Genomic DNA, 23357 nt, shown 5'->3' on the forward strand with positions numbered 1-23357 from the left:
GAGGCCTGTCATGACCGATCCGACGACCCACTCCCAACCCGCTGTCGATCCGGCCCTTGTCGCGCGGGTCAAGGGCATACTGCTGCAACCCAAGTCTGAATGGCTCAAGATCGACGGCGAGTTCGCCACGACCAAAAGCCTGTTCACCCGCTATGCGATGATCCTGGCGGCGATCGGCCCGGTCTGTTCGCTGCTCGGCGGTCAGTTGATGCCGATCATGGGCGTGAAGCTGTCGATCGTGGGCGCGATCGTCGTGGCGCTCGTCAGCTACGGCATGTCCTTGCTGGGTGTCTTCTTGCTAGGACTGATCATCAATGCGCTGGCGCCGAACTTCGGCGGGACGGCCAACAAGGTTCAGGCCATGAAGCTGGCCGTCTATTCCTGGACCGCCGCCTGGCTGGCGGGGGTCTTCGGCTTGATCCCGATGCTGGGCATCCTGGCCATCCTGGGCCTCTACAGCTTCTATCTGCTGTTCGTCGGCCTGCCGATCCTGATGAAGGTGCCGGAAGACAAGAAGGTCGGCTATTTCATCGTGACGGTGATCGCCGGCGTCGTGATGTATTTCATCATCTCGGCGATCGTGGGAGCTATTTCGATGAGCTTCGTCGCCGCATCGGTCGGCATGGCCGGGCTCGCCGGAATGGGCGCCGGCTACTGAGAATAGACGCGCGGCACGCGGGGGGTGATCGAGGTCAGCAGCTCGTAGCTGATGGTCCCCGCAGCGGCCGCGGCGTCGTCCAACAGGCGGTGCGGGCCGAATAGTTCGACCGGATCGCCGACCGCGACATCCAGGCCGGTGATGTCCACCGCGCAGACATCCATCGAGACCCGACCCAGCAGCGGCCGGGTCTCGTTGGCGATCCAGACGACGCCCTCGGGCGAGTAGGCGCGCAGCAAACCATCCGCATAGCCGGCCGCCACGGTGGCGACCTTGATCGGGCGTTCGGCGATGTAGCCACGCGAATAGCCGACGCTCTCGCCCGCCGGCACGTGGCGGACCTGAAGCACCTCGGCCGTCAGCGTGGCCACCGGCGCGATGCGGGGATCGGGACGCCCCTCTGGGCCGCCGCCGTAAAGACAGATGCCGGGGCGCACCGTGTCGAAGGCGAAGTCTGGGCCCAGGAAACAGCCGCTGGAGTTGGCGAACGACCGGATCACGCCCGGATAGCGATCCAGAACGCTCGCGAAGGCGTCACGCTGGCGCCGGTTCATCGGATTGGCCGGGTCGTCGGCGCAGGCGAGGTGGGTCAGGACCAGGGCCAGGCCGTCGAAAGCGTCAGGCGCGTCCTCGGGCCGAATACCCAACCGGTTCATGCCGGTGTCGATCTGCAGGGCGCAGGTCCCGCCACCCGCCGCCCTCCAGGCCTGGATCTGCGCCGGATGGTTCAGCACGGGCCGCAAGTCCGACGCCTTCAGCATCGCCGCATCGTCGCCGTGGCAGCCGTCGAGCACATAGATGACGGGACCGTCGGCGCCCAAGGCCGCGCGCAGCCGCACGCCCTCCGCCGCCCGCGCCACGAAGAAGGTCCGCGCCCCCTCGGCCATCAGCCGCGTCGCCACAGCCTGTGCGCCCAGCCCATAGCCGTCCGCCTTGACCACGGGATGCACCGGCTGGCCGCTGACGGCCTCCAGCGTGTGATAGTTGCGCGCCAGGGCGTTCAGATCGACGGAGAGGACGGCGGGGGTCGATGCGGTCATGGCGTCCTTATGCGCCAACACCGCGCCGATGGAAGAGGCTACTCGTAGCTGACTTCCTCATAGCCGTGCGCCAGGTTGCCGAAGCGGACGGTGTCGGCGTCGAAGGCCAGTTTGACGATGCCGATGGGGCCGTGGCGCTGCTTGCCGATGACGACCTCGGCCTGGCCTTGCAAGCGGTCCATGTCCTGCTGCCATTGCAGGTGTTCCTCGGTCCCCTCACGAGGCTCGGCGCGGCCCAGGTAGTAGCTTTCGCGATAGACGAACATCACGCAGTCGGCGTCCTGCTCGATCGAGCCGGATTCGCGAAGGTCGGACAGTTGCGGGCGTTTGTCGTCGCGTTGCTCGACCTGACGCGACAGCTGCGAAAGGGCGATGATCGGCACTGACAGTTCCTTGGCCAGGGCCTTCAGCCCGCCGGTGATTTCGGACACCTCCTGCACGCGGTTCTTCTGGCCGCCGCTGTTGCCGGTCGTGACCAGTTGCAGATAGTCGACGATGATCAGGTCCAGCCCATGTTCCATGCGCTTCAGGCGGCGCGCGCGGGCCGCCAGCTTGGAGATGGACAGGCCGCCGGTGGCATCGATGTAGAGGGGGCTTTCGCCAATCTCGACCGCGGCGTCGCGCAACTTGCCGAAGTCGGTGGCGTCGATCTCGCCCTTGCGCAGCTTGTCCGAGGACACGCCGGACGCGTCGGCCAGAATACGCATCGCCAGCTGTTCGGCGCTCATTTCCAGCGAATAGAAGGCGACGACGCCGCCGTTGACCGTCTTGCGGCCCTCGGGCGTCGGCTCCCACTGATAGGCGCGGGCCACATTGAAGGCCATGTTGGTCGCGAGCGCCGTCTTGCCCATCGACGGACGGCCGGCGAGGATCAGCAGGTCGGACGGGTGCAGGCCGCCCAGTTTGCGGTCCAGATCGTTCAGGCCGGTGGCCAGACCGGCCAGCTTTCCTTCGCGCTGATACGCTTCGGCCGCCATCTGAACGGCGCCGGACAAGGCGTTGGAGAAGCTGACGAAACCGGACGAGGGCTTGCCCGTCTCGGCCAGCGAATACAGGGTCTGTTCGGCCTGTTCGATCTGCTCGTCGGCGGGCGTCTCCGGATTGGGCGCCTCCTTGATCATGTCGCCGCCGATGCGGATCAGGTCGCGGCGCAGGGCTAGGTCATAGACGACGCGGGCGTAGTCGGGCGCGTTGGCGGCGGGCGGCGCGCGGTCGACCAGATCGGCGAGATAGCGCAGGCCGCCGAACTCCTGGAACGCCGGGTCCTGCTTGAATCGCTCCATCAGGATGGTGGGCTCGGCCAGCAGCCCCTGTCGGATATGGTCCTCGATCGCGTCGAACAGCCGCTGGTGGAACGGTTCGTAGAAGTGCGAGCCACGCAGCCGGTCGTTCAACCGCTCGAACACGGCGTTGTCGAACATCAGCGAGCCCAGCAGCGCCTGCTCGGCCTCCAGATTGTGCGGCATCGAAGTGACGCCGCCGGAGTCCAGCGGAGACGACGAAAAGGGCATGGGGGCGAAGGCGTTCATCGATTAACGCTTTAGCCCTCTCACGCCCCTGCGTCAGACTCGGACGCCGCCTGGACCGTGGACAGATCATCCCGCCTTGGGGACGAACCGGAATTCCTCAATCGGCGCGGGTCAGGCGCACGGATAGTCGTGCGCCATCCATTCGCGGAAGGCCTGTGTCACGCTGATGTTGCGACGGCTCTGCGGAATGGCGTTGAAACGGCTCAGGATGGCGTTGGGCGAGACGCTGACCTTGTCGGGCATGCAGGTCGCGGGCTGACGGCCGGCCGCCTTGGCCTGGGTCTGTTCGGCGCGGACGGTGCGAACGGCGCCCCGGAACTCGGCCATCAGGCGCCGGGTGTCGGAGCGCAGCAGGGCGGTGGGGTTCTGAGGAATGGTGTTGGCGGTCGTCAGGAATTGCTGAACCGTCATGGCGTTGGCCGCGCCGGCGAAAAGCGTCAGCGCCAAGACGCCGGCTGCGATTGATCTGGTCTTCATCTGGTCCCCTCCAAAGCCCCCTCTGGCAGCGCCCAGGTTGAACGGCGATATGTGTCGCAACTGGGGCGAAGCGGAACGGTCAAGCTGAAGATTTCGTAATGCGAACAAGGAAAAGGGCGCTCTGAGGAGCGTCCTTGCCCGGCTGGCGTTCAGCCCGACCTCACCATTTCAGGCTGAGGCGCGCATAGCCGTAGCGGCCGTTGAAACCGAAGGGCGAATAGTAGGGGAAGCCCAGAACGCCGTTGGAGTTCAGCGACGACGGGACGAAGTCCGGATATTCGTCGAACACATTATCTACGCCGATCGCCACGCCCACGCGTTCGGTCAGCTGGAACCGGCCTTCCAGATCCACGACCGTTTTGGCCCCGGTGCTGTAGTCATTCGCCGCCGTCGATCCGGGTTGCAACACGTCGCCATAGTAGGTGGCGCGAACCGTGGCGCCCCACTTGTCCCGGCTCCAGTCCGCCGACGCCGAGACCTTGGTGTCGGGCGTGCCGTCTTCGATGGTCAGGATGCGTTGGCGGGCGAACAGCGTCGGTACCGGGTTCAGAACCGAGGAGGACGTCGGCACGCGGTTGACCGACACGTCGTTGACGTTTGCCGCGACGGTGAAGTCGAAATCGCCGAGCGTATCGGTCGGCAGACGGTAACGCCCGACGATGTCCACGCCTTCGGTCGAGGTCGAGACCCCGTTCAGGAAGAAGCGCGCGGCCTGAACGCCTTGCGGATCCAGCAGGCTGGCGACCTGACCCGAGAACGTCCGGTTGATCAGTTCGGACAGAACGATCTGATCGTCGATGTCGATCTTGTAGGCGTCGACCGTCAGGTCGAACCGGCCCAGACGCACCACGGCGCCCACCGAGTAGTTGGTCGAGGTCTCAGCCTTCAGCGGACGCGCGCCAAGAGCCGTCGCGACTGCGCTGGTGGCCGGGAAGGTGCCGGTTTCGACCACGGCGCCGTTCTGGATCACCGAGGCGGTCGAGGTGAAATACGACTGCTGCAACGACGGCGCACGGAAGGCGGTCGAGACCGAACCGCGCAGGGCGAAGCTGGGGGTGAAGTCATAGCGGGCCGACAGCTTGCCCGTCTGGGTGTCGCCGAAATCGGAATAGTCCTCGAACCGCACGGCGCCCTCGACGCGCAGCTTGTCGGTCAGGGGAATTTCAACGTCGGCGTATGCGGCGAAGTTGTCGCGGTCGACATCCACGGCGTTCGAGGGCTGGAAGCCGACGAAGCCCTGGGCGCCGCCGGTCAGGGCGGTGTTGGCGCCCAACGGCCCGCGGTTGTAGCTCTCGGGCTGGCCGGCCTCGATCTTGTAGTTCTCCCAGCGCTGCTCCAAGCCCCAGGCAAAGTTCAGCGGGCCGCCGGACAAACCGACTTCGAACTCACGGCTGAAGTCGGCGCCCAGCACCAGTTGATCGTAGATCAGGCTGCCGGAATCGAAGCTGGTCGGCGAAGTCGCGCCGTAGGTGGAGTTCAGCGAATCCTCGGTGCGAAAGTCCAGGGCGTTGCGGCCATAGGTCAGGCTGATGTCTGTGTTCCAGCCCGCCAGTTCGCCGCGCAGGCCGCCGGCCAGCGAGGCGTCTTTCGAATTGATGGCGACCTTCGGCAGAAAGCCGTTCGGGTAGATCGAGGCGACATTGTTGACGTTGTCGGACAGGCGAGGGAAGGCGGCGCCTTCGCTGTCACGGTCCTGATAGCCGGCCCAACCATAGGCCTCCCAGCCGTTGCCCAGGCCCTTGCCGGCGTTGGCGAAGACGGTCCACTGCTCCACGTCCGGGTCGCCGAAGCGGGCGGTGATCGCCCCGTTCGCCGCCGCGCGGGGGTCATAGTCCGAGCGATTGGTCGACTCGCGGTTCAGATACTCCGCCGACAGGGTCAGAAAGCCGTCGTCGCCCAGCGAGAACCCTTGCCAGGCCGAGGCCGTGACGGTGCCGCCGTCGGTCTCATCGCGTTCACCGCGCGCGGTCTTCACGGTGGTGAAATACTGGCCGTAGGTCACGCTGGCGCCGCCGCCGCTGGAGGCCTGCTTCAGGCGCAGGTTCACCACGCCTGCGATGGCGTCCGAGCCGTATTGCGCAGAGGCGCCATCGCGCAGCACCTCAACCCGGTCCAGAGCGCCGGTCGGAATGGTGTTCAGATCGACGGCGGCCGACCCGCGCCCCACCACGCCGTTGACGTTGACCAGGGCCGACGCATGGCGACGCGTGCCGTTGATCAGCACCAACGTCTGGTCCGGCGACAGGCCGCGCAGGGTGATTGGGCGGATCGAGTCCGAGCCATCGTTGGCGGACGGCCGCTGGAAGGTCAGCGACGGCACGGCCTGGGCCAGGGCGGTGGCGAACTCGGTGGTGCCGCGCGTCTGCAACGCGTCGGACGTCACGACATCCACGGGCGCAAGGGTGTCGAGGCGCGACCGGTTCTGGACCCGCGTGCCGGTCACGACGATATCGTCCACCTGCGCCGCCTCATCGGCGACGGGTTCGGCGCTTTGAGCAAAGGCCGGGGCGGCGGTCAGCAGGGCGAAGGTCGAGACGGTGGCGAGCAGGGCCGGTGCGGCGGCTCGTTGAGAAAGAGAGCGCATTGAGAGATTTCCTAAAGTCTGTTTTTGGCGCGAGCGCGCATCGCCGCCGCTAACCGCGACGGGCTTTTATGATCGGCTTGGGATTGGGTATGGCGTGCGGTCTCAGCCGCAACATCGCGCGATGGCGGGCGGCGTCGCCGTAAAACGGGGGGTGATCTTCATGGCCTCTCCAACCGCAAGGTCGGGGAGGTCCCGGCGGTCATGGCCATATCAGGGCGAAGGTGCGGCGGGTCAATCGACGCAGGCGGCCATGTTTTGTTGCGGCAGTCAGTAGGAAATCTATTGCCACGCAAAATGGGGCGCTCCGAAGAACGCCCCATTCGAGTGGGATATCAGTTGGCTTAGAAGTTGTAGCTCAGACGGCCGTAGAAGAAGCGGCCGTTGAAGCCGTAAGGCGAGTAGCTCGGGTAGCCCACCGAACCGGTCGCGCCGTTAATGTTTGTCGGCGTGGCTGTTGGATATTCGTCGGTCAGGTTGTTCACGCCGACAGCGAGCGAGACGCCGAACGGCAGGGTGTAGCGGCCCTCCAGATCCACCAGCAGCGCGTCGCCCGTTTCGTAGTCCAGGGCGGCGTTGTTGTTGGCGACCAGAACGCTGTCGTAGCTGGTGCCCTTCAAGGTCGCACCGAAGTCGCCCAGCGACCAGTCCACGCTGGCGACAATCTTCTGTTCCGGCGTGCCTTGCTCAAACGACAGTTTGGAAGAGCGGTCGAAGAGGAAGGCGTCGGACGGGGCAATGGCGAGGTTGCTGGGAACCGCTGGCGTCTTGGTCACTTCGGTGGAGTTGAAGTTGCCCGCCAGTGTGAAATCGAACCGCCCGAAATCCTGCTGCGTCCGATAGCGCGCCACGACATCGACGCCGCTGGTCGAGGTGTCCACACCGTTCAGGAAGAACCGCGCGCCGGTCACGCCGAACGGAGCGAGCAGAGCCTGAATGGCAGCCGTGGATTGCGCCGTCTGGCTGGGCCGCGACACGCCGAGCGTCTCGGAATAGATGATCCGGTCAGCGACATCGATGCGGTAGGTGTCCACCGTCAGTTCGAAGCCTTCATGTCGGAAGACCGCGCCGAGCGAGTAGTTGGTCGAGGTCTCGGGCTCCAGCGGCTTTGAGCCCAGGGCGATCGCGATAGGATCGTCGACCCGGTACGAGCCGTTCTGCTGCAGCACCACGCCGCCCGCTGTGGCGACAAGGTTGGTGGCGATGTAGCTGAAGTACTGTTGCTGAAGGGCTGGCGATTTGAAGCCCGTCGAAATGGCGCCACGCAGGGCGAAGGCCTCGGTGAAGTCGTAGCGTCCCGAAATCTTGCCCGTGAACTGATCGCCGAAATCGGAATAGTCCTCGTAGCGCCCGGCCAGACCGACACTGAACTGTTCGGAGAATTTGCCCTCCAGGTCGATGTAAGCGCTGATGTTGTTGCGATCGACATCGACCGCATTGGATGGCGCAAAGCCAGGGAAGCCCTGCGATCCGGCGCCGCCGGCCGTGACGGGGCCCTTGTTGTAGGATGTCGGCTCGCCTGCGGTGACGTTGAAGTCCTCGCGTCGGTATTCGACTCCCAAGGCGACGTTGAGCGGTTCATACAGGTTCGCTTCGATCTGTTTCACCGCATCCACGCCGATGGTCAGTTGACCGTAGCTGAGGCCGCCGGCGTCGAACTGGGTCTGGGAGGCGGCGCCATAGGAGGCGTTCAGGGAGTTCAGGACGCGATAGTCCAACTCGTTTCGGCCGTACCCGATTGAGATGTCCCAGTCGAAGCCGGCGGCGGGGCCTTTCAGGCCGCCGTAGATATTGTAGTCGTCGATGTCGGCGGCGATGATCGGCAAGAAGCCATTGGGATAGATGGCGGTGACGTTGTTGGAGTTGTTGAAAGCGCGGGCCGTCGCCGCAGCCTCGGACTTGCGCTTTTGATAGCCGCCGAAGGCGTAGGCTTCCCATTCGCCGCCAAGCGGTTTGCCGGCGTTGAAATAGCCGGTGTAGGCTTCTGTATAGGGATCGCCGAAGCGACCGATGACGGTGGTCGCACTGCCTCCGTTGACGGCGGTGGTCGCCGCGTAGTCGGAGCGATTGGTGGGCTGGCGTTTCTGGACTTCGCCCGAAAGGGTCAGGAAGCCGTCGCCAAACAGGGGCAGGCCGATCCAGCCGGCGAGCGAGGTCTGTTCGCCGTCGCGGCGGCTGTGCTCGCCGCGCGCGGTCGTGAAATCGGTGTCGTAGATACCGTAGTTGGCGGTGATGCCGCCGCCGGTCGACGCCTGGCGCAGACGCAGATTGATGACACCGGCGATGGCGTCGGCGCCGTACTGCGCCGAAGCGCCGTCACGCAGGACTTCGACCGAGCCAAGGCTGATCGAAGGAATCGTATTCAGATCGAAGGCTGTGGAGCCACGGCCAAGCGCGCCGTTGACGTTAACCAGGGCGCCGACATGGCCGCGCTGACCGTTGATCAGGACAAGGGTCTGGTCAGGAGCAAGACCGCGCAGGGTTGCCGGACGAACGTGATCCGAGCCGTCGGAAATGGCGGGACGAGGGAAGTTGATGGAGGGGGCGGTGGCGGCGAGGGCGGCGGCCAATTCTGTGCCGGTGCCCTGTTTCGCCAGAGTTTCGCCGGTGATGACATCGACGGGCGCGACGCTGTCGAGCCGGCTGCGACCGACGGTGCGCGTGCCGGTGACGACGATCTCATCGACATCGGTGGCTTCGCTTGGCGGAGGAGTGGTCTGGGCGAACGCCGATGAGGCGATGAAGAGCGCGCTGGTGGAGGCAAAGGCCAACAGGGCCTGACGACCGTATCCGATTTTCATTGATAGTCCCCGACGATGCACGACAGCCCTCTGTGTCGGCGCTCGGCAGGCCGTCATGCCGTCGCCCTCGGTCGGCGTCTCGAAAAGCGCAATAATCTTGCGCGTATAATCGAAACGCAGGCCTCAATTGCAGGCTGTGACCGCAATGTGACGACGTCAAGCAAGCTTAATGTCTAGACATCCATTTGAGAGATCAATGATCTGGGTTTGTTGTAATCTTGTCATAGGTCAAGGTGACGATCGGCCGTGCGGTGGATGCCGTTCACGCGCAGCAAAAAGGGCGCGTCCCTTGCGAGACGCGCCCTTGATGTCGTTTGGGATCCGGTCGGATCAGGCTTCGTCGCCGAAGCCTTCTTGTTGACCGGCGCCGCCTTCGATCAGTTCCTGGGCCGATTGCTCGGCGGCCTGGCGCTCATCGTCGAACTGGCTGCGGATCACGTCCTCGCCCTTGGCTTGGCGCTCGGCCTCGTCCATCGAGCGGGCGATGTTGATCTTGACCGTGGCGCGGACCTCGGCGTGCAGGCGAACCGGCACTTCGTGGACGCCCAGGCTCTTGATCGCCGTGTTCAGGACGACCTGCGAGCGCTCGACCTTGCCGCCTTCGGCCTGGATGGCCTCGGCGACGTCGCGACCGGCGACCGAACCGTACAGGTGACCGGTTTCACCGGCCTGTCGGATCATGACGTAGGTCTGGCCGTCGATCTTGTCGGCGACCTTCTGTGCATCGGCCTTGTTCTTCTCGTTGCGCTGCTCGATGGCGGCGCGGTCGAGTTCGAACGCCTTCAGGTTGGCGGCGGTGGCCCGGCGGGCCTTGTCGCGCGGCAGAAGGAAGTTACGGGCGAAGCCGTCCTTGACGGACACGACGTCGCCGATGGCGCCGAGATTCTCGACGCGTTCAAGCAGAACGACCTTCATCTCACTTCACCACGTAAGGCAGGAGGGCCAGATAGCGAGCGCGCTTGATGGCCTTGGCCAGTTCACGCTGCTTCTTCTGGGAGACGGCGGTGATGCGCGAAGGCACGATCTTGCCGCGTTCGGAGACGTAACGCTGCAGCAGCTTGACGTCCTTGTAGTCGATCTTCGGCGCATTGGCGCCCGAGAACGGGCAGACCTTGCGGCGACGATAGAAGGGGCGGCGGCCGGCGGCGCCGGAGCCCGCCGGTGCGCCCGGGGTCGGGGCGGTGGTATCGGTCATGTTCCGGGTTCCTTATTCGGCGTCGGCGGCGGCGTCGTCGCGCGGGGTGCGCTCGCGCTCACGCTCGCGTTCACGCTCGCGGCGGGCCAGCAGCGGCGACAGTTCCAGGTCGAGTTCCTCGACGCGAACGGTCAGCCAGCGCAGCACGTCTTCGTTGATCGACAGCTGACGCTCGACTTCGGCCATGGCGGCCGGAGGGGCGTCGACGGCCAGCAGCGAATAGTGAGCCTTGCGGTTCTTCTTCACGCGGTAGGTCAGGTTGCGCAGACCCCAGTATTCGATCTTTGCGACCGAGCCGCCACCGGCGACGATCAGATCCTTGATGGTGTCATTTAGCGCTTCGGCCTGTTGCGCCGAGATATCCTGGCGCGTCATGACCGTGTGCTCGTAAAGAGCCATGCGGTAGTCTCCCTTGTGGGCGTCGGCGCGGAAACGACCGGGTAAGTCGGTCTCCACGATGGCTCCTGGCGCGGCGGCCGGACCGAACGTCCAACCCTTTGGTGCTCCGCGACAAGACCGAAGCCCTGGAAAGGCGGGGCCTATAGGCGAAAAGGGACGAGGAAGCAAGGATGGCGGCAGACGCTTGTGGCGCCCCTCGACCCCGCCTAAACCAGCCCCATGCCGAAGCTGACGTCTGCGGTCGATCCGCAAAGCCAAAAATACAAGTCCCTGCACGCGCACAACAGCGCCCTGGTCGCCGAGTTGCGCAACCATGTGGCCAAGGCCGCGCGCGGCGGGTCCGACAAGTCGCGCGACCGTCACGTCGCTCGCGGCAAACTGTTGCCGCGCGACCGCGTCGAGCGCCTGCTGGATCCCGGCTCGCCCTTCCTGGAGATCGGGCAACTGGCTGCGCACGACATGTATGACGGCGAGGCCCCGGCGGCGGGCGTCATCGCCGGCATCGGCCGCGTTTCGGGCCGCGAGGTCATGATCGTCTGCAATGATCCCACGGTGAAGGGCGGCGCCTACTTCCCCATGACGGTGAAGAAGCACCTGCGCGCTCAGGAGATCGCCGAGCAGAACCGCCTGCCGTGCGTCTATCTGGTCGATAGCGGCGGGGCCAATCTGCCGCACCAGGCCGAGGTGTTTCCCGACCGCGACCATTTCGGCCGCATCTTTTTCAACCAGGCCCGGATGAGCGCCAAGGGCATCGCCCAGATCGCCTGCGTCATGGGCCTGTCCACCGCCGGCGGGGCCTATGTGCCGGCCATGTCGGACGAGACGATCATCGTCAGGAACCAGGGCGCCATCTTCCTGGCCGGCCCGCCGCTGGTGAAGGCCGCAACCGGCGAGGTCATTTCGGCGGAGGAGCTGGGCGGGGCCGAAACCCACGGCCGTCGCTCGGGCGTGGTCGATCATGTCGCCGAGAACGATGAGCACGCGCTGGAAATCGTGCGCTCCATCGTCGCCAATCTAAACACGACCAAGGCCGTCGATATGGATGTGCGCGAACCGCGCGCGCCGGCCTTTAACGCGGAGGAGCTGTACGGTCTGATCCCCGACGACGTGCGCGCGCCCTATGATGTGCGCGAGGTCATCGCCCGGCTGGTGGACGGGTCGGAGTTCGACGAGTTCAAGAGCCTGTACGGCTCGACCCTGGTGTGTGGGTTCGCGCGCATCTGGGGCTATCCGGTCGCCATCCTGGCCAACAACGGCGTCATCTTTTCCGAGAGCGCCCAGAAGGGCGCGCACTTCATCGAACTGGCCTGCAAGCGCAAGATTCCGCTGCTGTTCCTGCAGAACATCTCGGGCTTCATGGTCGGCGGCAAATATGAGGCGGGCGGCATCGCCAAGGACGGCGCCAAGCTTGTGACGGCCGTGGCCTCGGCCGAAGTGCCCAAGTTCACTGTTCTGATCGGCGGCAGTTTCGGCGCGGGGAACTATGGCATGTGCGGCCGGGCCTATTCGCCGCGCTTCCTGTTCACCTGGCCTAACAGCCGGATCGGGGTCATGGGCGGCGAGCAGGCCGCCAGCGTCTTGGCGACCGTGCACCGCGACGCCGAGACCTGGAGCGCGGACGACGCCGAGGCCTTCAAGGCGCCCATCCGCCAGAAGTATGAGGACGAGGGCAATCCCTATTACGCCACCGCCCGCCTGTGGGACGACGGCGTCATCGATCCGGCCCAGACCCGTGATGTGCTGGGCCTGGCCATCAGCGCCAGCCTGAACGCCCCCATCCCGGAGACGACGTTCGGCCTGTTCCGGATGTAACCTATTGGTCCGCGCCTCGTTGTGAGCGGACACGCAGTTTGGAGACCCCCATGGCCGATCAACCGACCGAAGCCGACCTCAACGCCCTGGACGTCACCGACGCCGAGGCGGCCGAGATCAACAGCATCGCCCAGCCGCTGGTGCCCGATGCGGCGCCGGACGCCGACGACGATCTGGTGCAGATCGATTCGACCACCGAGGGCGTCGTCTTCGTCACCATCAACCGTCCGGCCAAGAAGAACGCCTTCGACGCGGCGACCATCGCGGCCCTGCATGAGGCGTTCGAAACGCTGCATGGCGCGGACCGGGTGCGAGCCGTCTTTATTCGGGGGGCGGGCGGCACCTTCAGCGCCGGGGCCGATCTGAACTGGATGCGCGACGCCGCCGGCTGGTCCGAGAGCGATAACCGCGAAGACGCCATGGGCCTGGCGAAAATGCTGAAGGCCCTGCATGACATTCCCGCCCTGACGGTGGCTGTGGTCGAGGGCAACGCCATGGGCGGCGGAGCGGGCATCGTCGCCGCCTGCGACATGGCCGTGGCGGTCGAGGGGGCGCGCTTCGCCTTCTCTGAAGTCAAGCTGGGTCTGATCCCGGCGACCATCGCCCCCTATGTCATCGAGGCCGTCGGCGCGCGCCGCGCCCGCCAGTTGTTCCTGACCGCCAACGCCTTCGACGCCGACTACGCCGCCCATGCCGGCCTGATCGACCTGGTTCTGCCCGAAGGATCGGTGGACGAGTTCATCTCGATGCTGAGCGACAGCCTGACCAACAATGCGCCGGGCGCGATGGGCGAGGCCAAGCGCTTGGTCAACGACATCGCCCACCACAAGATCGACAACGGTCTGATGGACGAAACCGCCAAACGCATCGCCCGCGCCCGCGTGTCGGACGAAGGCCGCGAGGGCGTCGCCGCCTTCCTGGAAAAGCGCAAGGCCAGCTGGACGGTCTGATTGCGCTGATCGGTCGCCGGAAACGGCGGCCGATTTCACGCGTAGTTGAAGCTGATCGAAATCCGGTCGGCCTTGGCCAGATTGGTCGGCACCTCGTGCCGCAGCCAGCTTTCCCACATCAGCACCGTGCCTGCCTGAGGCTGCAGATAGACGAACGGCCGCTCGGCCTCGCTCGCCTCATCCGTCACCGACGGTCGGGCCATCATGAAGGGCAGGCGGGGATCTTCCAGCTTTAGCGATGAGGCGCCGTCTGGCACGTCGATATAGACGGTGCCGGACAAGAAGGCGTGCGGGTGGATGTGACCCGTATGGCCGCCGCCGGGCTTCAAGATGTTGACCCACAAATTGTCGAGGCGGGGTTTGCGGGCCAGGTCGAAGTTCAGCGCCTTGGCGTAGGCGACGGCATGGCGATCCAGATGGCGCTTCAGCTCCGCGAACTCGGGGAACCGCTGGGGCAGGTCGTTCAGCGATCCGTAGGAGGTGTAGCCGCGATAGGCGTTGGCCTTGCACCACCGGCGGCCGGCCTCGTCCTCCTCGGCCATCATCCGGATGACGTCGATCAGCTGTGCGTTGAAGTCGGACCAGCCACGGCCGGCGGCGAGGGAGGCTTCATAGACCTGGGTGACGAAGAGGGGGCGCAGGGACATGGAAGGGGCTTAACGCCTGCCGCGTCGCGTGAGAAGGGTCGTGCTCTGCCTCTCGCCTGATGCGCACGATCCGGCTAAGACCGCTTCATGTTCAAGTCCGTCCTTGTCGCCAATCGCGGCGAAATCGCCTGCCGTGTCTTCCGCACCGCCAAGCGGATGGGGATTCGCACCATCGCCGTCTATTCCGAGGCGGACGCCAACGCCCTGCATGTGCGCGAGGCCGACGAGGCGGTGCTGATCGGACCGGCGGCGGCGCGCGAATCCTATCTGGACGGCGCCAAGGTGCTGGCGGCGGCCAAGGCGACGGGGGCCGAGGCGATCCACCCCGGATATGGCTTCCTGAGCGAGAACGCCGACTTCGCCGAGGCCGTCGCGGCGGCGGGCCTGATCTGGATCGGGCCGGACCCGTCCTCAATTCGCGCCATGGGCTTGAAGGACGCGGCCAAGGAGCTGATGATCCAGGCCGGGGTGCCGGTGACGCCGGGCTATCAGGGCGCGGATCAGTCGGAGGAAACCCTGACGGCCGAGGCGGCGCGGATCGGCTATCCGGTGCTGATCAAGGCGGTCGCGGGCGGCGGCGGCAAGGGGATGAAACGGGTCGATGATCCGGCCGATTTCGCCGCCGGTCTGGCCAGCGCCAAGCGCGAGGGGGCAGCGGCCTTCGGCGACGACCGGGTTCTGATTGAACGCTACATCACCCGCCCACGCCACATCGAGGTGCAGGTGTTCGGCGACAAGCACGGCGAGGTCGTCCACCTTTATGAGCGCGACTGTTCGCTGCAACGCCGCCACCAGAAGGTGATCGAAGAGGCGCCCGCGCCGGGCATGAGCGAGGCCGTGCGCGCCGCCGTGACCGGGGCCGCGATCAAGGCGGCCCGGGCGGTCAACTACGTCGGGGCCGGGACGATCGAGTTCATCGCCGACGCCTCGGACGGGCTGAAGGCGGATGGGGTCTGGTTCATGGAGATGAACACCCGGCTACAGGTCGAGCATCCCGTGACCGAGAGCGTGACGGGCGTCGATCTGGTCGAGTGGCAGTTCCGCGTCGCGGCGGGCGAGCCCATCCCGTTGAAGCAGGCCGAGATTCATCTGAACGGCTGGGCCATGGAGGCGCGCCTCTATGCCGAGGATCCGGCCAACGGCTTCCTGCCGTCCATCGGCAAGCTGGAGCATTTCGTCATGCCTGAAGGCATCCGCGTCGATACCGGCGTGGAGCAGGGCGGCGAGGTCAGCCAGTTCTATGATCCGATGATCGCCAAGCTGATCGTGCATGAGGACACGCGCGAGGCGGCGGCGGCGCGTCTGGCCGAGGCGGCGGGCGAGGTCGAGGTCTGGCCGGTCAAGGCCAACGCCGGCTTCCTGAAGCGCTGCCTGGAGCATCCGCGCTTCGTCGCGGGCGACGTGGACACGGGCTTCATCGCGGCGGAGGAGGCGGCGTTGCAGCCGCAGCCGTCCGACGAAGCGACGCTGGCGGCCCTGACCCTGATTGCGGAAGCGGCGGCGGATGCGGTCGAGGCGCGTTCGGACCGGTTCAGCCCTTGGGGCGGCCAGCCGGGCCTGTCCTATGGCGTGCGTCTGAATGCGGCGGCGCAGACAACCGTCTGGGCTCACGTCGACGGTCAGGGCGTGTCCGCTGCGGTGACGCCGGTCGAAACGGGTTGGCGCGGTTCGCAGGGCGAACTGGCCCACGTCGGGTTCGATCAGGTCCAGGCCGGGGATCGCCTGTTCGGCTATCAGACGATCGACGACGGTTTCGTCCTGTTCGTCGATGGCGAGGCGCGTCGCGTCACGCCCTATCGCGCCGCCGTGGGGTCCGGCCCGGGCGCGGTGTCGGATGGTTCGCTGCGCGCGCCCATGCCTGGCAAGATCGTCGCGACGCCGGTCAAGGCCGGCGACGCCGTCACCAAGGGTCAGCCGGTCGTGGTGCTGGAAGCCATGAAGATGGAACATGCCCTGACCGCGCCGTTCGATGGCGTGGTGGAAAGCGTCGCGTCTCTTGGCGATCAGGTCGTCGAGGCGGCCGTGCTGGCGGTGGTGAAGGCGAACTAAAGCCCCACGCCGCCGATCGGGCGCGTCACGATTGTATCGCCCCATAGCGCGATCAGGCCGAGCGCCGGACGCATCACTCTGGATTCGCGGATCGTGTTGAACCAGGCATCGTGCGAGGCCTTGCTCATCCAGACCTCTGTGACGAGCAGGGCGTCGGCGTCATTCACATCGTGCGCCACGACGTAGCTGTGGCAGCCCGGTCGCTTCACATTGGGATCCAGCAGGCAGAGGCCCAGTTCGTCGCGGCGGCCGGGATGGGCCGTTAGGCGGGTAATCAATCCGTACATACTGGTCCTAAAGGCGCTGGGCGAACTGAGCGGCGCGAGCCGATGGTTAGCCCTCTAAGATTAAGAATCTGGCCAATGCGTTTAAGGGGCACTACGTGGTCGCCATGCCGCTTCACATGATCAAGCTGGGCGTCGGGGTGCCGGACGTCGAATGGCTGGAAACCCGCGCCGCCAAGGGCGGGCCGCTGGTGGTTCATACGCGAATGACACCGAAACGGGCGACCGAGATCGAGGACGGCGGCTCGCTTTACTGGGTGGTGAAGGGAACGATCGTCTGTCGACAGCCGGTGCTGGACATCACAACCTTGGGCGAGGGCAAGCAGAGCCGATGCGAGATCACGCTCGAACCCAAAGTCATTCGCACCGCGCCCATGGCTCGGCGTCCCTTCCAGGGTTGGCGATATTTCGAGCCAAAAGATGCGCCGGTCGATCTGACCGACCTCGACGCTGGCGAGGCTCCGGAAGAACTGGTGCGTCAGCTGCGCGAACTGGGCGCATGGTAGGCCAAGCCCTCAAAGTTTTTGGGAGTTGACCCCGGCGAGTCGGCGTGGCCTGTGCCGCGTCCGATGATCGCGCTCAGCCCCCAGACCCGTACCGCCTTCCGCGACCTGCTGAACCTGGCATGGCCGGTGATCCTGGCGCGCATCGGCATCATGACCATGGGGCTGACCGACGCCATCGTGGTGGGCAACTATTCCAGCCAGGAACTGGCGTTCCATTCTCTGGCCTGGGCACCGACGTCGATCGTGGTGACGACGGCGGTGGGCCTGATGCTGGGCGTGCAGGTGATGACGGCGCGGATGCTGGGCGAGGGGCGTCGGCACGCGGTCGGCTCGGTGCTGCGTCGCGGCCTGACCTATTCGTTGCAGATCGGCGTGGTGTCGATGATCGCCCTGATCGCCATTGGCCCGTGGGGACTGGGCAAGCTGGGGCTGGAGGACGGTCTGGCGGAGGGCGCGGGGCCTGCCCTGGTGGTGTTCGCCCTGTCCATGCCCTTCTATCTGATCTCGGTGACGGGCCAGTTCTTCCTGGAGGCTCTGGGCCGGCCCAAGCCCGGCATGGTGGCCATGTGGGTGGCGAACGGGGTCAATCTGGTGCTGAACATCGTGCTGGTCCCGGACCTGCTCGGCTTCGGCTTCGACGGCGCCTTCGCCTCGGCCTGGGCGACCTTTGGGGCGCGGGCGGCGCTGGCGATCTTTCTGGTGATCTACATCCTGCGTCTGCCCGAGGCGCGGGCGCTGGGCATCTTCGACAAGCCCGAGCGCGATCCCGAGGCCGCGCGCGAACAGGTCAAGGTCGGCCTGGGCGCCGGGGCCTCCTATTTCATCGAGGTCGGGGCCTTTTCGGGCTTCACTTTTTTCGCTGGTCAGATCGGCACGGCCGAGACGGCGGCCTGGGCGGTGGTGCTGAACGTCTCGGCGATCGTCTTCATGCTGCCGATGGGGCTGTCGTCGGCGACGGCGGTGCTGGTGGGCCGCAGTTATGGCGCCGGCGAAGGACGAGGGGTGATGCGCGCCGGGCTGGTGGGGCTGGGTGTGGTGACGGCCCTGACATTGGTGGTCGCCCTGCTGGTTTGGCCCAGCGCCCATCTGATCGTCGGCGCCTATAATCGCGATCCGGCCCTGCTGGCCATCGCGGCGCCGGCCCTGGTGCTGGCGACGCTGTTCTTCGTCGCGGACGGCATTCAGGTCGTGGCGGCCCAGGCCAACCGCGCGGCGGGCGATGTCTGGTGGCCCACCATCATGCATTTCGCCGCCTACGGCGCGGTGATGATGCCGCTGGGCTGGGTGCTGGCGCATCAGATGGGCGTCAACGGCCTCGTTTGGGCCGTGGTGATCGCCAGCCTGGCGTCCTCGACCCTGCTGACCGGGCGTTTCATCCGTATTGCGCGCCGTCTGCCGCAAGGCGTTTGAGGAAAACGCGCCGCCGCTCTATATCCCTGCGCTTCCCCGAACACCTGGACGATCATGGCCCGCATCCTCATCACCTCGGCGCTGCCCTACATCAACGGCATCAAGCACCTGGGGAATCTGGCGGGCTCGATGTTGCCGGCCGACGTCTGGGCGCGGTTCAAGCGGGCCCAGGGTCATGAGGTGCTCTATATCTGCGCTACGGACGAGCATGGCACCCCGGCCGAGCTGGCCGCCGCCGCCGCCGGCCAGGACGTGCGCACCTATTGCGACGAGCAGCACGAGATTCAGAAGGCCGCCGGTCAGGCCTTCGGGCTCAGCTACGACTGGTTCGGCCGGTCGTCGAACCCGCAGAACCATCGCCTAACCCAGCATTTCGCCGAGGCGCTGGAGAAGAACGGCCTGATCGAGGAGCGGGTGGATCGGATGATCTATTCGATCGACGACGCCCGCTTCCTCCCCGACCGCTATGTCGAGGGGACGTGCCCGCACTGCGGCCATGTCGGCGCGCGCGGCGATCAGTGCGACAACTGCGGACGCCTGCTGGATCCGACCGACCTGATTGATCCCTATTCGTCGGTGTCGGGCTCCAAGAACCTTGAGGTGCGCGATACGCGTCACCTCTATCTGCTCCAGACCAAGATCGAGCCCGAGATCCGCGCCTGGGTCGACGGCAAGACAGGCTGGCAACAGTTGGCCAAGTCCATCGCCTACAAACATTTGGACGAGGGGCTGATCGACCGGGGCATCACCCGCGACCTGGCCTGGGGCGTACCGGTGACCAAGGACGGCTTCCCGCGCCCGGGCATGGAGGACAAGGTCTTCTACGTCTGGTTCGACGCCCCCATCGAATACATCGCCGCGACCGAGGAATGGGCCGAGGCGACAGGCGCGTCGTGGCGTGACTGGTGGCGTCTGGACGAGGGGGCTGAGGACGTTCGCTATGTCCAGTTCATGGGCAAGGACAACGTCGCCTTCCACACCGTCAGCTTCCCCGCGACCATCATCGGCTCGGGCGAGCCGTGGAAGACGGTGGACCAGCTGAAGGCGTTCAATTGGCTGAACTGGTACGGCGGCAAGTTCTCCACCAGCCAGAAGCGCGGCGTCTTCATGGATCAGGCGCTGGAGCTGCTGCCGGCCGACTACTGGCGCTGGCGCCTGACGGCCTATGGGCCGGAGCACGCGGATTCGGCCTTCACCTGGGAGGACTTCCAGGCCTCGACCAACAAGGACCTGGCCGATGTGCTGGGCAATTTCGTCAACCGCATCGTCAAGTTCGCGGAATCCAAGTTTGACGGCGTGGTGCCAGAGGGCGGCGAGGCCGGGCCGGTCGAGATCCAGCTGGAGGCCGACATCAAGGCCGCCGTCGCCGAGGCGACCGAACAGTTGGAAGCGATGGAGTTCAGAAAGGCCGCCGTCGCCATCCGCGCCGCCTGGGTGCTGGGCAACGAGTATCTGCAGGTCGCGGCGCCCTGGACGGCGCTGAAGACCGATCGCGACCGCGCGGCGGTGGGGGTGCGCACGGGTCTGAATCTCGTCGCCTTGTTCGCGCGTCTGGCCGCGCCGATCCTGCCGTTCACCGCGCCCAAGATCGCGGCGTCGGTTGGAGTGGACGACTTGAGCTGGCCTGGCGCCGACGAGGATTTGCTGAATCGTCTGCCGGTCGGCGGCAAGGTCGAGGCTCAGGGCGTCTTGTTCGCCAAGATCGAGGACGCCCAGGTCGCGGAATGGTCCGAACGCTTCGGCGGCGCGGACGCCTGATCCGAAGGGGATAAGCGATGACGCCGACCCTGACGTCCCTGACCGACGAAGCGCGCGCCGCCATTCGTGAGCGGTTGGCGCGCACGGGGCGGGCGCAGATCGACGGCGTCCTGGCCCCCACGGACGCGCAGGCGCTCTACGACGCGGCGACGCGCGTCGATTACAATGTCGTGACGCGACGCGGGACCGGCCATGTCGATCTGCCCGCCGCCTGGCTGGCTTCTCTGACGCCGGATCAGAAACAGGCGCTGGGTCAGGCGGTGCAGGTCTCGGCCCAGACCGACTTCCAGTATCTGTATGACAATCACCCGATCTACGATCTGGTCCAGGCGGGGCAGGCGGCGCCGATATGGTCCGATCTGTCGGCCTTCGTGAACGGCGAGGCGTTCCTGGGTCTGATGCGAGACGTGACCGGCGAGCCTCGGCTCGCCTTGGCCGATGCGCAACTGACCCGCTATCGCGCCGGTCATTTTCTGACCGAGCATGACGATCACGCCGAGGGCAAGAATCGCTTCTACGCCTATGTGCTGAACCTGACGCCGGCCTGGCGAATCGAGTGGGGCGGCCTGCTGGCCTTCCATGGCGCCGACGGCAATGTGGCGGAGGCCTTCACGCCGCGTTTCAACACCCTGAATCTGCTGAAGGTGCCGACGCCCCATTCGGTGACGCAGGTCGCACTGTCGGCGGCGGCGGACCGGATTTCGGTCACCGGCTGGCTGCGCGGTCGCTGATCAGTCCTGCTCGGCGAACACGACGGGAAGCCCCGCCGCATTCCAAGCCTGGATGCCGCCGGTCAGGTTGAACAGCAGCTGGCCCTCGGGACCGGTCGGCCCGACGAAGGCGCAGACCTGGTGGCTGCGGCCGCCCTTCAGGCATTGAACGATGATCTTCTTGTCGGCCGGAAGGTCCAGCGCTTCCCAGGCGGCGGGCATCTGGCTGAGCGGGGCCAGGATCGCGCCGTCGATGCGGGCGGCGGCGAACTCGTCCGGCTCGCGCACATCGATCAGCACCGCTTCGCCGGCCTGCAGCCAGGCGGCGGCGTCTTCGACGGTGACCGTGGCGACGGTCATGGCGCGACCGTCGGTTCGGCGGGCGCCGGCGTCGGGCTGTCCTCTGTGCGCTTCTGGCCCAGATGTTTGGCCGCCTCCTCGGGACCGATCTCAAGGAAGGCGGGGGCCGAGGCGTTGAACTCGTCCATATGGCCGGTGCGCACCACCACTTGACGGGCGCCGTCCCAGATCATGTGCAGGGCGACATAAAGGACGACGACCAGACCGATGTAGCCGATCCAGCTGAAGCGGTGCAGAAGCTTGGCGATATAGGTGGCGGCGACGCCCATCAGGGCGATCGACAGGACCAGCCCGAAGACCATGATCCAGGGGTGTTCGTGCGCCGCGCCGGCGACGGCCAGCACATTGTCCAGCGACATGGTGATGTCGGCGACCATGATCTGAAGCAGGGCGGCGCCGAAGCTCTTGCGCTTCAGGCCCAGTTCCTCGGGCGACGGACCAGAGCCGTGCTCGATGCTCATGGCCAGTTCGAGTTCCTTTTCGGCCTCGGCCTGGTCGTGCGTCGCCTGCTCGCGCAGTTCGCGCCACATCTTCCAGCACACCCACAGCAACAGCAGGCCGCCTGCCAGCAGCAGGCCGACCAGGGCCAGCAGTTGCACGGTGATCAGCGCAAAGCCGATTCGCATGACGACGGCGGCGGCCAGGCCGATCAGAATGGCCTTCTTGCGCTGGTCCTGGGGCAGGGCGGCGGCGGCCAGGCCCACGGCGACGGCGTTGTCGCCGGCCAGGACGAGATCCATCAGCAGGACCTGGCCCAGGGCCGTGGCCTGGCTGGCGAGTTCGGGAGACGAAAGGAATTCCATTTCCGCTCCTTAGCCTCGGTGCGGCGTTCTGTCAGCCGCGTTGCGCGCGCGCCGCTTCATAAAGCGCAACCGCCGCAGCATTGGAGACGTTCAGGCTCTCGAATCCGCCCGGCATGGGGATCTTGGCCAGGACGTCGCAGTGTTCGGCGACCAGACGACGGATGCCGTCGCCTTCGGACCCCATGACCAGAACGGTCGGCTGATGACCCAGCGCTTCTTCCAGCGTCTGTTCGCCCGTCCCGTCCAGGCCGACCGCGCGCCAGCCCAGATCGGCCAGCCGCTCCAGCGCACGGGACAGATTTGTGACGCGGGCGTGGGGCAGGCGTTCGGTGGCGCCGACGGCCGCCTTGGCCAGGGCGCCGGCCAGGGCCGGAGCATGCCGGTCCTGAACGATGATCCCCCGCGCGCCGAAGGCCAGGGCCGATCGGAAGATGGCGCCCACGTTCTGGGGGTCTGTCAGCTGATCCAGCATGACGATGACGCCCTCAGCCGGCTCGGCCAGCTCTTCCAGCGACACGCCCTCCAGCGGTTGGACCTTGAAGGCCAGTCCCTGATGCACGGCGCCGGGGGGCAGCATCCGGGTCAGGGCCTGGATATCGACCACCTCGATCTTATGGCCGTTTGCGAGAGCATTGTTCTCGATCTCGGCGGCGCGCTCGGCCGTGGCCAGCAGACGACCCATGCCGCGACGGGCGGGATTCGCCAGAGCGGCCAAAACCGGATGTCGGCCCCACAGAAAATTATCGGCGTCCGACTTGCCCCGATCGGGCGAACGGGGCTGGCGAGGAGTTTCCTCGCGCCGGCCAAACCCTTGCGCAGCGGGCTTTTGGCCCTTGTCGCGGGGGCCATCGGGACGGTTTCCGAAGACCGGTTTTTTACCGCTTTTACGGTCGTTGCGTTCTGATTTCGACGACACTATAAGACGCCCTCCGATTTGGAGCCCCAAGGGCTTTCGGGTCTGGGCGCCCCCTCTATCCTAGAGGAGGCGACAAGCCGAAGGCTTTTGTTTCGTCCCGCTTCTTTATGGGCGGAAACGAGGGGTCCGACGGTTCGACAAGGCGCGCTGGGGGAATGTCCCGAGTGGCAAAGGGGGGGGACTGTAAATCCCCTGCGTAAGCTTCGAAGGTTCGAGTCCTTCTTCCCCCACCACGCGCCTTGACGGATACGACGGATCAGGACGACGGAGAGGAACCGGCTGCGGCGTTCCGAAAGAACTTCCGCAGTCTCCGCGCGGGTATAGCACAATGGTAGTGCAGCAGCCTTCCAAGCTGAGGATGTCGGTTCGATCCCGTCTACCCGCTCCAGGTTTTTAAAAGATCAGCATCGCGCCCCTCCGCTGACGGACCCGGGCCATCAGGAGTTTGGCCATGGCCAAGGAAAAGTTCGAA

General features: G+C 66.0%; 21 protein-coding genes and 2 tRNA genes. 10 read left to right on the forward strand and 13 right to left on the reverse strand.

The annotated features are described in order from the left end of the window. Window positions 1-10 precede the first annotated feature (10 nt). Complete coding sequence (locus B3T77_RS15855; protein ID WP_055808406.1) at window positions 11-658, forward strand: Yip1 family protein; 648 nt, start codon at window positions 11-13, stop codon at window positions 656-658. Here B3T77_RS15855 and alr read toward each other — a convergent pair. The 8 genes from alr to rpsF form a co-directional block, all read right to left on the reverse strand. After that, a complete protein-coding gene (gene alr / locus B3T77_RS15860; RefSeq protein ID WP_292080823.1) occupies window positions 652-1698 on the reverse strand; it encodes an alanine racemase in 1047 nt (348 codons plus the stop codon). The two genes, B3T77_RS15855 and alr, sit on opposite strands and share 7 nt — an antisense overlap. Before the next feature lie 38 nt (window positions 1699-1736). Further along, on the reverse strand, window positions 1737-3227 hold the full coding sequence (locus B3T77_RS15865; protein ID WP_066551169.1) for a replicative DNA helicase: 1491 nt from the start codon (window positions 3225-3227) through the stop codon (window positions 1737-1739). A 111-nt stretch (window positions 3228-3338) separates the two neighbouring features. Further along, window positions 3339-3704, reverse strand: a complete 366-nt coding sequence (locus B3T77_RS15870) for a hypothetical protein (protein ID WP_292080826.1) — start codon at window positions 3702-3704, stop codon at window positions 3339-3341. Window positions 3705-3864: 160 nt separating this feature from the next. Beyond that, window positions 3865-6288 carry a TonB-dependent receptor plug domain-containing protein gene (locus B3T77_RS15875; protein ID WP_292080828.1) on the reverse strand — a complete coding sequence of 808 codons (2424 nt, stop codon included), beginning with the start codon at window positions 6286-6288 and terminating at the stop codon, window positions 3865-3867. A 341-nt stretch (window positions 6289-6629) separates the two neighbouring features. Further along, complete coding sequence (locus B3T77_RS15880) at window positions 6630-9086, reverse strand: TonB-dependent receptor plug domain-containing protein (RefSeq protein ID WP_292080831.1); 2457 nt, start codon at window positions 9084-9086, stop codon at window positions 6630-6632. Window positions 9087-9416: 330 nt separating this feature from the next. Next, window positions 9417-10001 carry a 50S ribosomal protein L9 gene (gene rplI / locus B3T77_RS15885; protein WP_055754943.1) on the reverse strand — a complete coding sequence of 195 codons (585 nt, stop codon included), beginning with the start codon at window positions 9999-10001 and terminating at the stop codon, window positions 9417-9419. Between the two features lies 1 nt (window position 10002). Next, window positions 10003-10281 (reverse strand): 30S ribosomal protein S18, encoded by a 279-nt coding sequence (rpsR, locus tag B3T77_RS15890; RefSeq protein WP_008259463.1) that lies wholly within the window; start codon window positions 10279-10281, stop codon window positions 10003-10005. Between the two features lie 12 nt (window positions 10282-10293). Continuing rightward, the gene (gene rpsF, locus B3T77_RS15895; RefSeq protein WP_026108635.1) at window positions 10294-10680 is read right to left on the reverse strand and encodes a 30S ribosomal protein S6; all 387 of its coding nucleotides are present in this window, start codon (window positions 10678-10680) and stop codon (window positions 10294-10296) included. A gap of 219 nt (window positions 10681-10899) precedes the next feature. Here rpsF and B3T77_RS15900 point away from each other — a divergent pair, with 219 nt between their 5' ends. Further along, window positions 10900-12492 (forward strand): carboxyl transferase domain-containing protein, encoded by a 1593-nt coding sequence (locus tag B3T77_RS15900; RefSeq protein WP_292080833.1) that lies wholly within the window; start codon window positions 10900-10902, stop codon window positions 12490-12492. Between the two features lie 50 nt (window positions 12493-12542). Next, window positions 12543-13442 (forward strand): enoyl-CoA hydratase-related protein, encoded by a 900-nt coding sequence (locus tag B3T77_RS15905; RefSeq protein WP_292080835.1) that lies wholly within the window; start codon window positions 12543-12545, stop codon window positions 13440-13442. A 35-nt stretch (window positions 13443-13477) separates the two neighbouring features. Here B3T77_RS15905 and B3T77_RS15910 read toward each other — a convergent pair whose 3' ends face one another. Further along, window positions 13478-14089, reverse strand: coding sequence for a TIGR02466 family protein (locus B3T77_RS15910; protein ID WP_292080837.1), 612 nt, complete (start codon window positions 14087-14089; stop codon window positions 13478-13480). Between the two features lie 87 nt (window positions 14090-14176). Here B3T77_RS15910 and B3T77_RS15915 point away from each other — a divergent pair, with 87 nt between their 5' ends. Continuing rightward, window positions 14177-16138, forward strand: a complete 1962-nt coding sequence (locus tag B3T77_RS15915; RefSeq protein ID WP_292080840.1) for an acetyl/propionyl/methylcrotonyl-CoA carboxylase subunit alpha — start codon at window positions 14177-14179, stop codon at window positions 16136-16138. On the opposite strand, the gene B3T77_RS15920 is transcribed toward B3T77_RS15915, so the two are convergent. Then, window positions 16135-16425, reverse strand: a complete 291-nt coding sequence (locus tag B3T77_RS15920) for a putative quinol monooxygenase (RefSeq protein ID WP_292080841.1) — start codon at window positions 16423-16425, stop codon at window positions 16135-16137. The two genes, B3T77_RS15915 and B3T77_RS15920, sit on opposite strands and share 4 nt — an antisense overlap. Window positions 16426-16529: 104 nt before the next feature. Here B3T77_RS15920 and B3T77_RS15925 point away from each other — a divergent pair, with 104 nt between their 5' ends. The 4 genes from B3T77_RS15925 to B3T77_RS15940 are packed head-to-tail and all read left to right on the forward strand — an operon-like array spanning window position 16530 to window position 20827. Next, window positions 16530-16928 (forward strand): DUF1489 family protein, encoded by a 399-nt coding sequence (locus B3T77_RS15925; RefSeq protein ID WP_045810585.1) that lies wholly within the window; start codon window positions 16530-16532, stop codon window positions 16926-16928. Between the two features lie 51 nt (window positions 16929-16979). Then, entirely contained in the window at window positions 16980-18338 is a 1359-nt protein-coding gene (locus tag B3T77_RS15930; RefSeq protein WP_292080843.1) for an MATE family efflux transporter, read from the forward strand. 54 nt (window positions 18339-18392) lie between these two features. Then, window positions 18393-20096, forward strand: a complete 1704-nt coding sequence (gene metG, locus B3T77_RS15935) for a methionine--tRNA ligase (protein WP_292080845.1) — start codon at window positions 18393-18395, stop codon at window positions 20094-20096. A gap of 17 nt (window positions 20097-20113) precedes the next feature. Then, complete coding sequence (locus tag B3T77_RS15940) at window positions 20114-20827, forward strand: 2OG-Fe(II) oxygenase (RefSeq protein WP_292080847.1); 714 nt, start codon at window positions 20114-20116, stop codon at window positions 20825-20827. On the opposite strand, the gene B3T77_RS15945 is transcribed toward B3T77_RS15940, so the two are convergent. The 3 genes from B3T77_RS15945 to rlmB are packed head-to-tail and all read right to left on the reverse strand — an operon-like array spanning window position 20828 to window position 22885. Then, window positions 20828-21166 (reverse strand): rhodanese-like domain-containing protein, encoded by a 339-nt coding sequence (locus tag B3T77_RS15945; RefSeq protein WP_292080848.1) that lies wholly within the window; start codon window positions 21164-21166, stop codon window positions 20828-20830. Next, entirely contained in the window at window positions 21163-21969 is an 807-nt protein-coding gene (locus B3T77_RS15950; protein WP_055754934.1) for a TerC family protein, read from the reverse strand. The genes B3T77_RS15945 and B3T77_RS15950 overlap by 4 nt, the downstream gene beginning before the upstream one ends. Window positions 21970-22000: 31 nt before the next feature. Then, window positions 22001-22885, reverse strand: a complete 885-nt coding sequence (gene rlmB, locus B3T77_RS15955) for a 23S rRNA (guanosine(2251)-2'-O)-methyltransferase RlmB (RefSeq protein WP_292080851.1) — start codon at window positions 22883-22885, stop codon at window positions 22001-22003. A 149-nt stretch (window positions 22886-23034) separates the two neighbouring features. Between rlmB and B3T77_RS15960 the strand changes: the two genes are divergently transcribed. Continuing rightward, window positions 23035-23118 (forward strand) — tRNA-Tyr (locus tag B3T77_RS15960). Between the two features lie 81 nt (window positions 23119-23199). Next, a tRNA-Gly gene (locus B3T77_RS15965) sits at window positions 23200-23273 on the forward strand. Window positions 23274-23357 lie beyond the last annotated feature (84 nt).

It is taken from the genome of Brevundimonas sp. UBA7838 (genome assembly GCF_002500885.1).
In the GTDB taxonomy this organism is placed as follows: domain Bacteria; phylum Pseudomonadota; class Alphaproteobacteria; order Caulobacterales; family Caulobacteraceae; genus Brevundimonas; species Brevundimonas vesicularis_C.

Coding starts and splice junctions, on each gene's coding strand:
- B3T77_RS15855 (WP_055808406.1), top strand. CDS start 11: ATGACCGATCCGACGACCCACTCCCAACCCGCTGTCGATCCGGCCCTT.
- alr (WP_292080823.1), bottom strand. CDS start 1,698: ATGACCGCATCGACCCCCGCCGTCCTCTCCGTCGATCTGAACGCCCTG.
- B3T77_RS15865 (WP_066551169.1), bottom strand. CDS start 3,227: ATGAACGCCTTCGCCCCCATGCCCTTTTCGTCGTCTCCGCTGGACTCC.
- B3T77_RS15870 (WP_292080826.1), bottom strand. CDS start 3,704: ATGAAGACCAGATCAATCGCAGCCGGCGTCTTGGCGCTGACGCTTTTC.
- B3T77_RS15875 (WP_292080828.1), bottom strand. CDS start 6,288: ATGCGCTCTCTTTCTCAACGAGCCGCCGCACCGGCCCTGCTCGCCACC.
- B3T77_RS15880 (WP_292080831.1), bottom strand. CDS start 9,086: ATGAAAATCGGATACGGTCGTCAGGCCCTGTTGGCCTTTGCCTCCACC.
- rplI (WP_055754943.1), bottom strand. CDS start 10,001: ATGAAGGTCGTTCTGCTTGAACGCGTCGAGAATCTCGGCGCCATCGGC.
- rpsR (WP_008259463.1), bottom strand. CDS start 10,281: ATGACCGATACCACCGCCCCGACCCCGGGCGCACCGGCGGGCTCCGGC.
- rpsF (WP_026108635.1), bottom strand. CDS start 10,680: ATGGCTCTTTACGAGCACACGGTCATGACGCGCCAGGATATCTCGGCG.
- B3T77_RS15900 (WP_292080833.1), top strand. CDS start 10,900: ATGCCGAAGCTGACGTCTGCGGTCGATCCGCAAAGCCAAAAATACAAG.
- B3T77_RS15905 (WP_292080835.1), top strand. CDS start 12,543: ATGGCCGATCAACCGACCGAAGCCGACCTCAACGCCCTGGACGTCACC.
- B3T77_RS15910 (WP_292080837.1), bottom strand. CDS start 14,089: ATGTCCCTGCGCCCCCTCTTCGTCACCCAGGTCTATGAAGCCTCCCTC.
- B3T77_RS15915 (WP_292080840.1), top strand. CDS start 14,177: ATGTTCAAGTCCGTCCTTGTCGCCAATCGCGGCGAAATCGCCTGCCGT.
- B3T77_RS15920 (WP_292080841.1), bottom strand. CDS start 16,425: ATGTACGGATTGATTACCCGCCTAACGGCCCATCCCGGCCGCCGCGAC.
- B3T77_RS15925 (WP_045810585.1), top strand. CDS start 16,530: ATGCCGCTTCACATGATCAAGCTGGGCGTCGGGGTGCCGGACGTCGAA.
- metG (WP_292080845.1), top strand. CDS start 18,393: ATGGCCCGCATCCTCATCACCTCGGCGCTGCCCTACATCAACGGCATC.
- B3T77_RS15940 (WP_292080847.1), top strand. CDS start 20,114: ATGACGCCGACCCTGACGTCCCTGACCGACGAAGCGCGCGCCGCCATT.
- B3T77_RS15945 (WP_292080848.1), bottom strand. CDS start 21,166: ATGACCGTCGCCACGGTCACCGTCGAAGACGCCGCCGCCTGGCTGCAG.
- B3T77_RS15950 (WP_055754934.1), bottom strand. CDS start 21,969: ATGGAATTCCTTTCGTCTCCCGAACTCGCCAGCCAGGCCACGGCCCTG.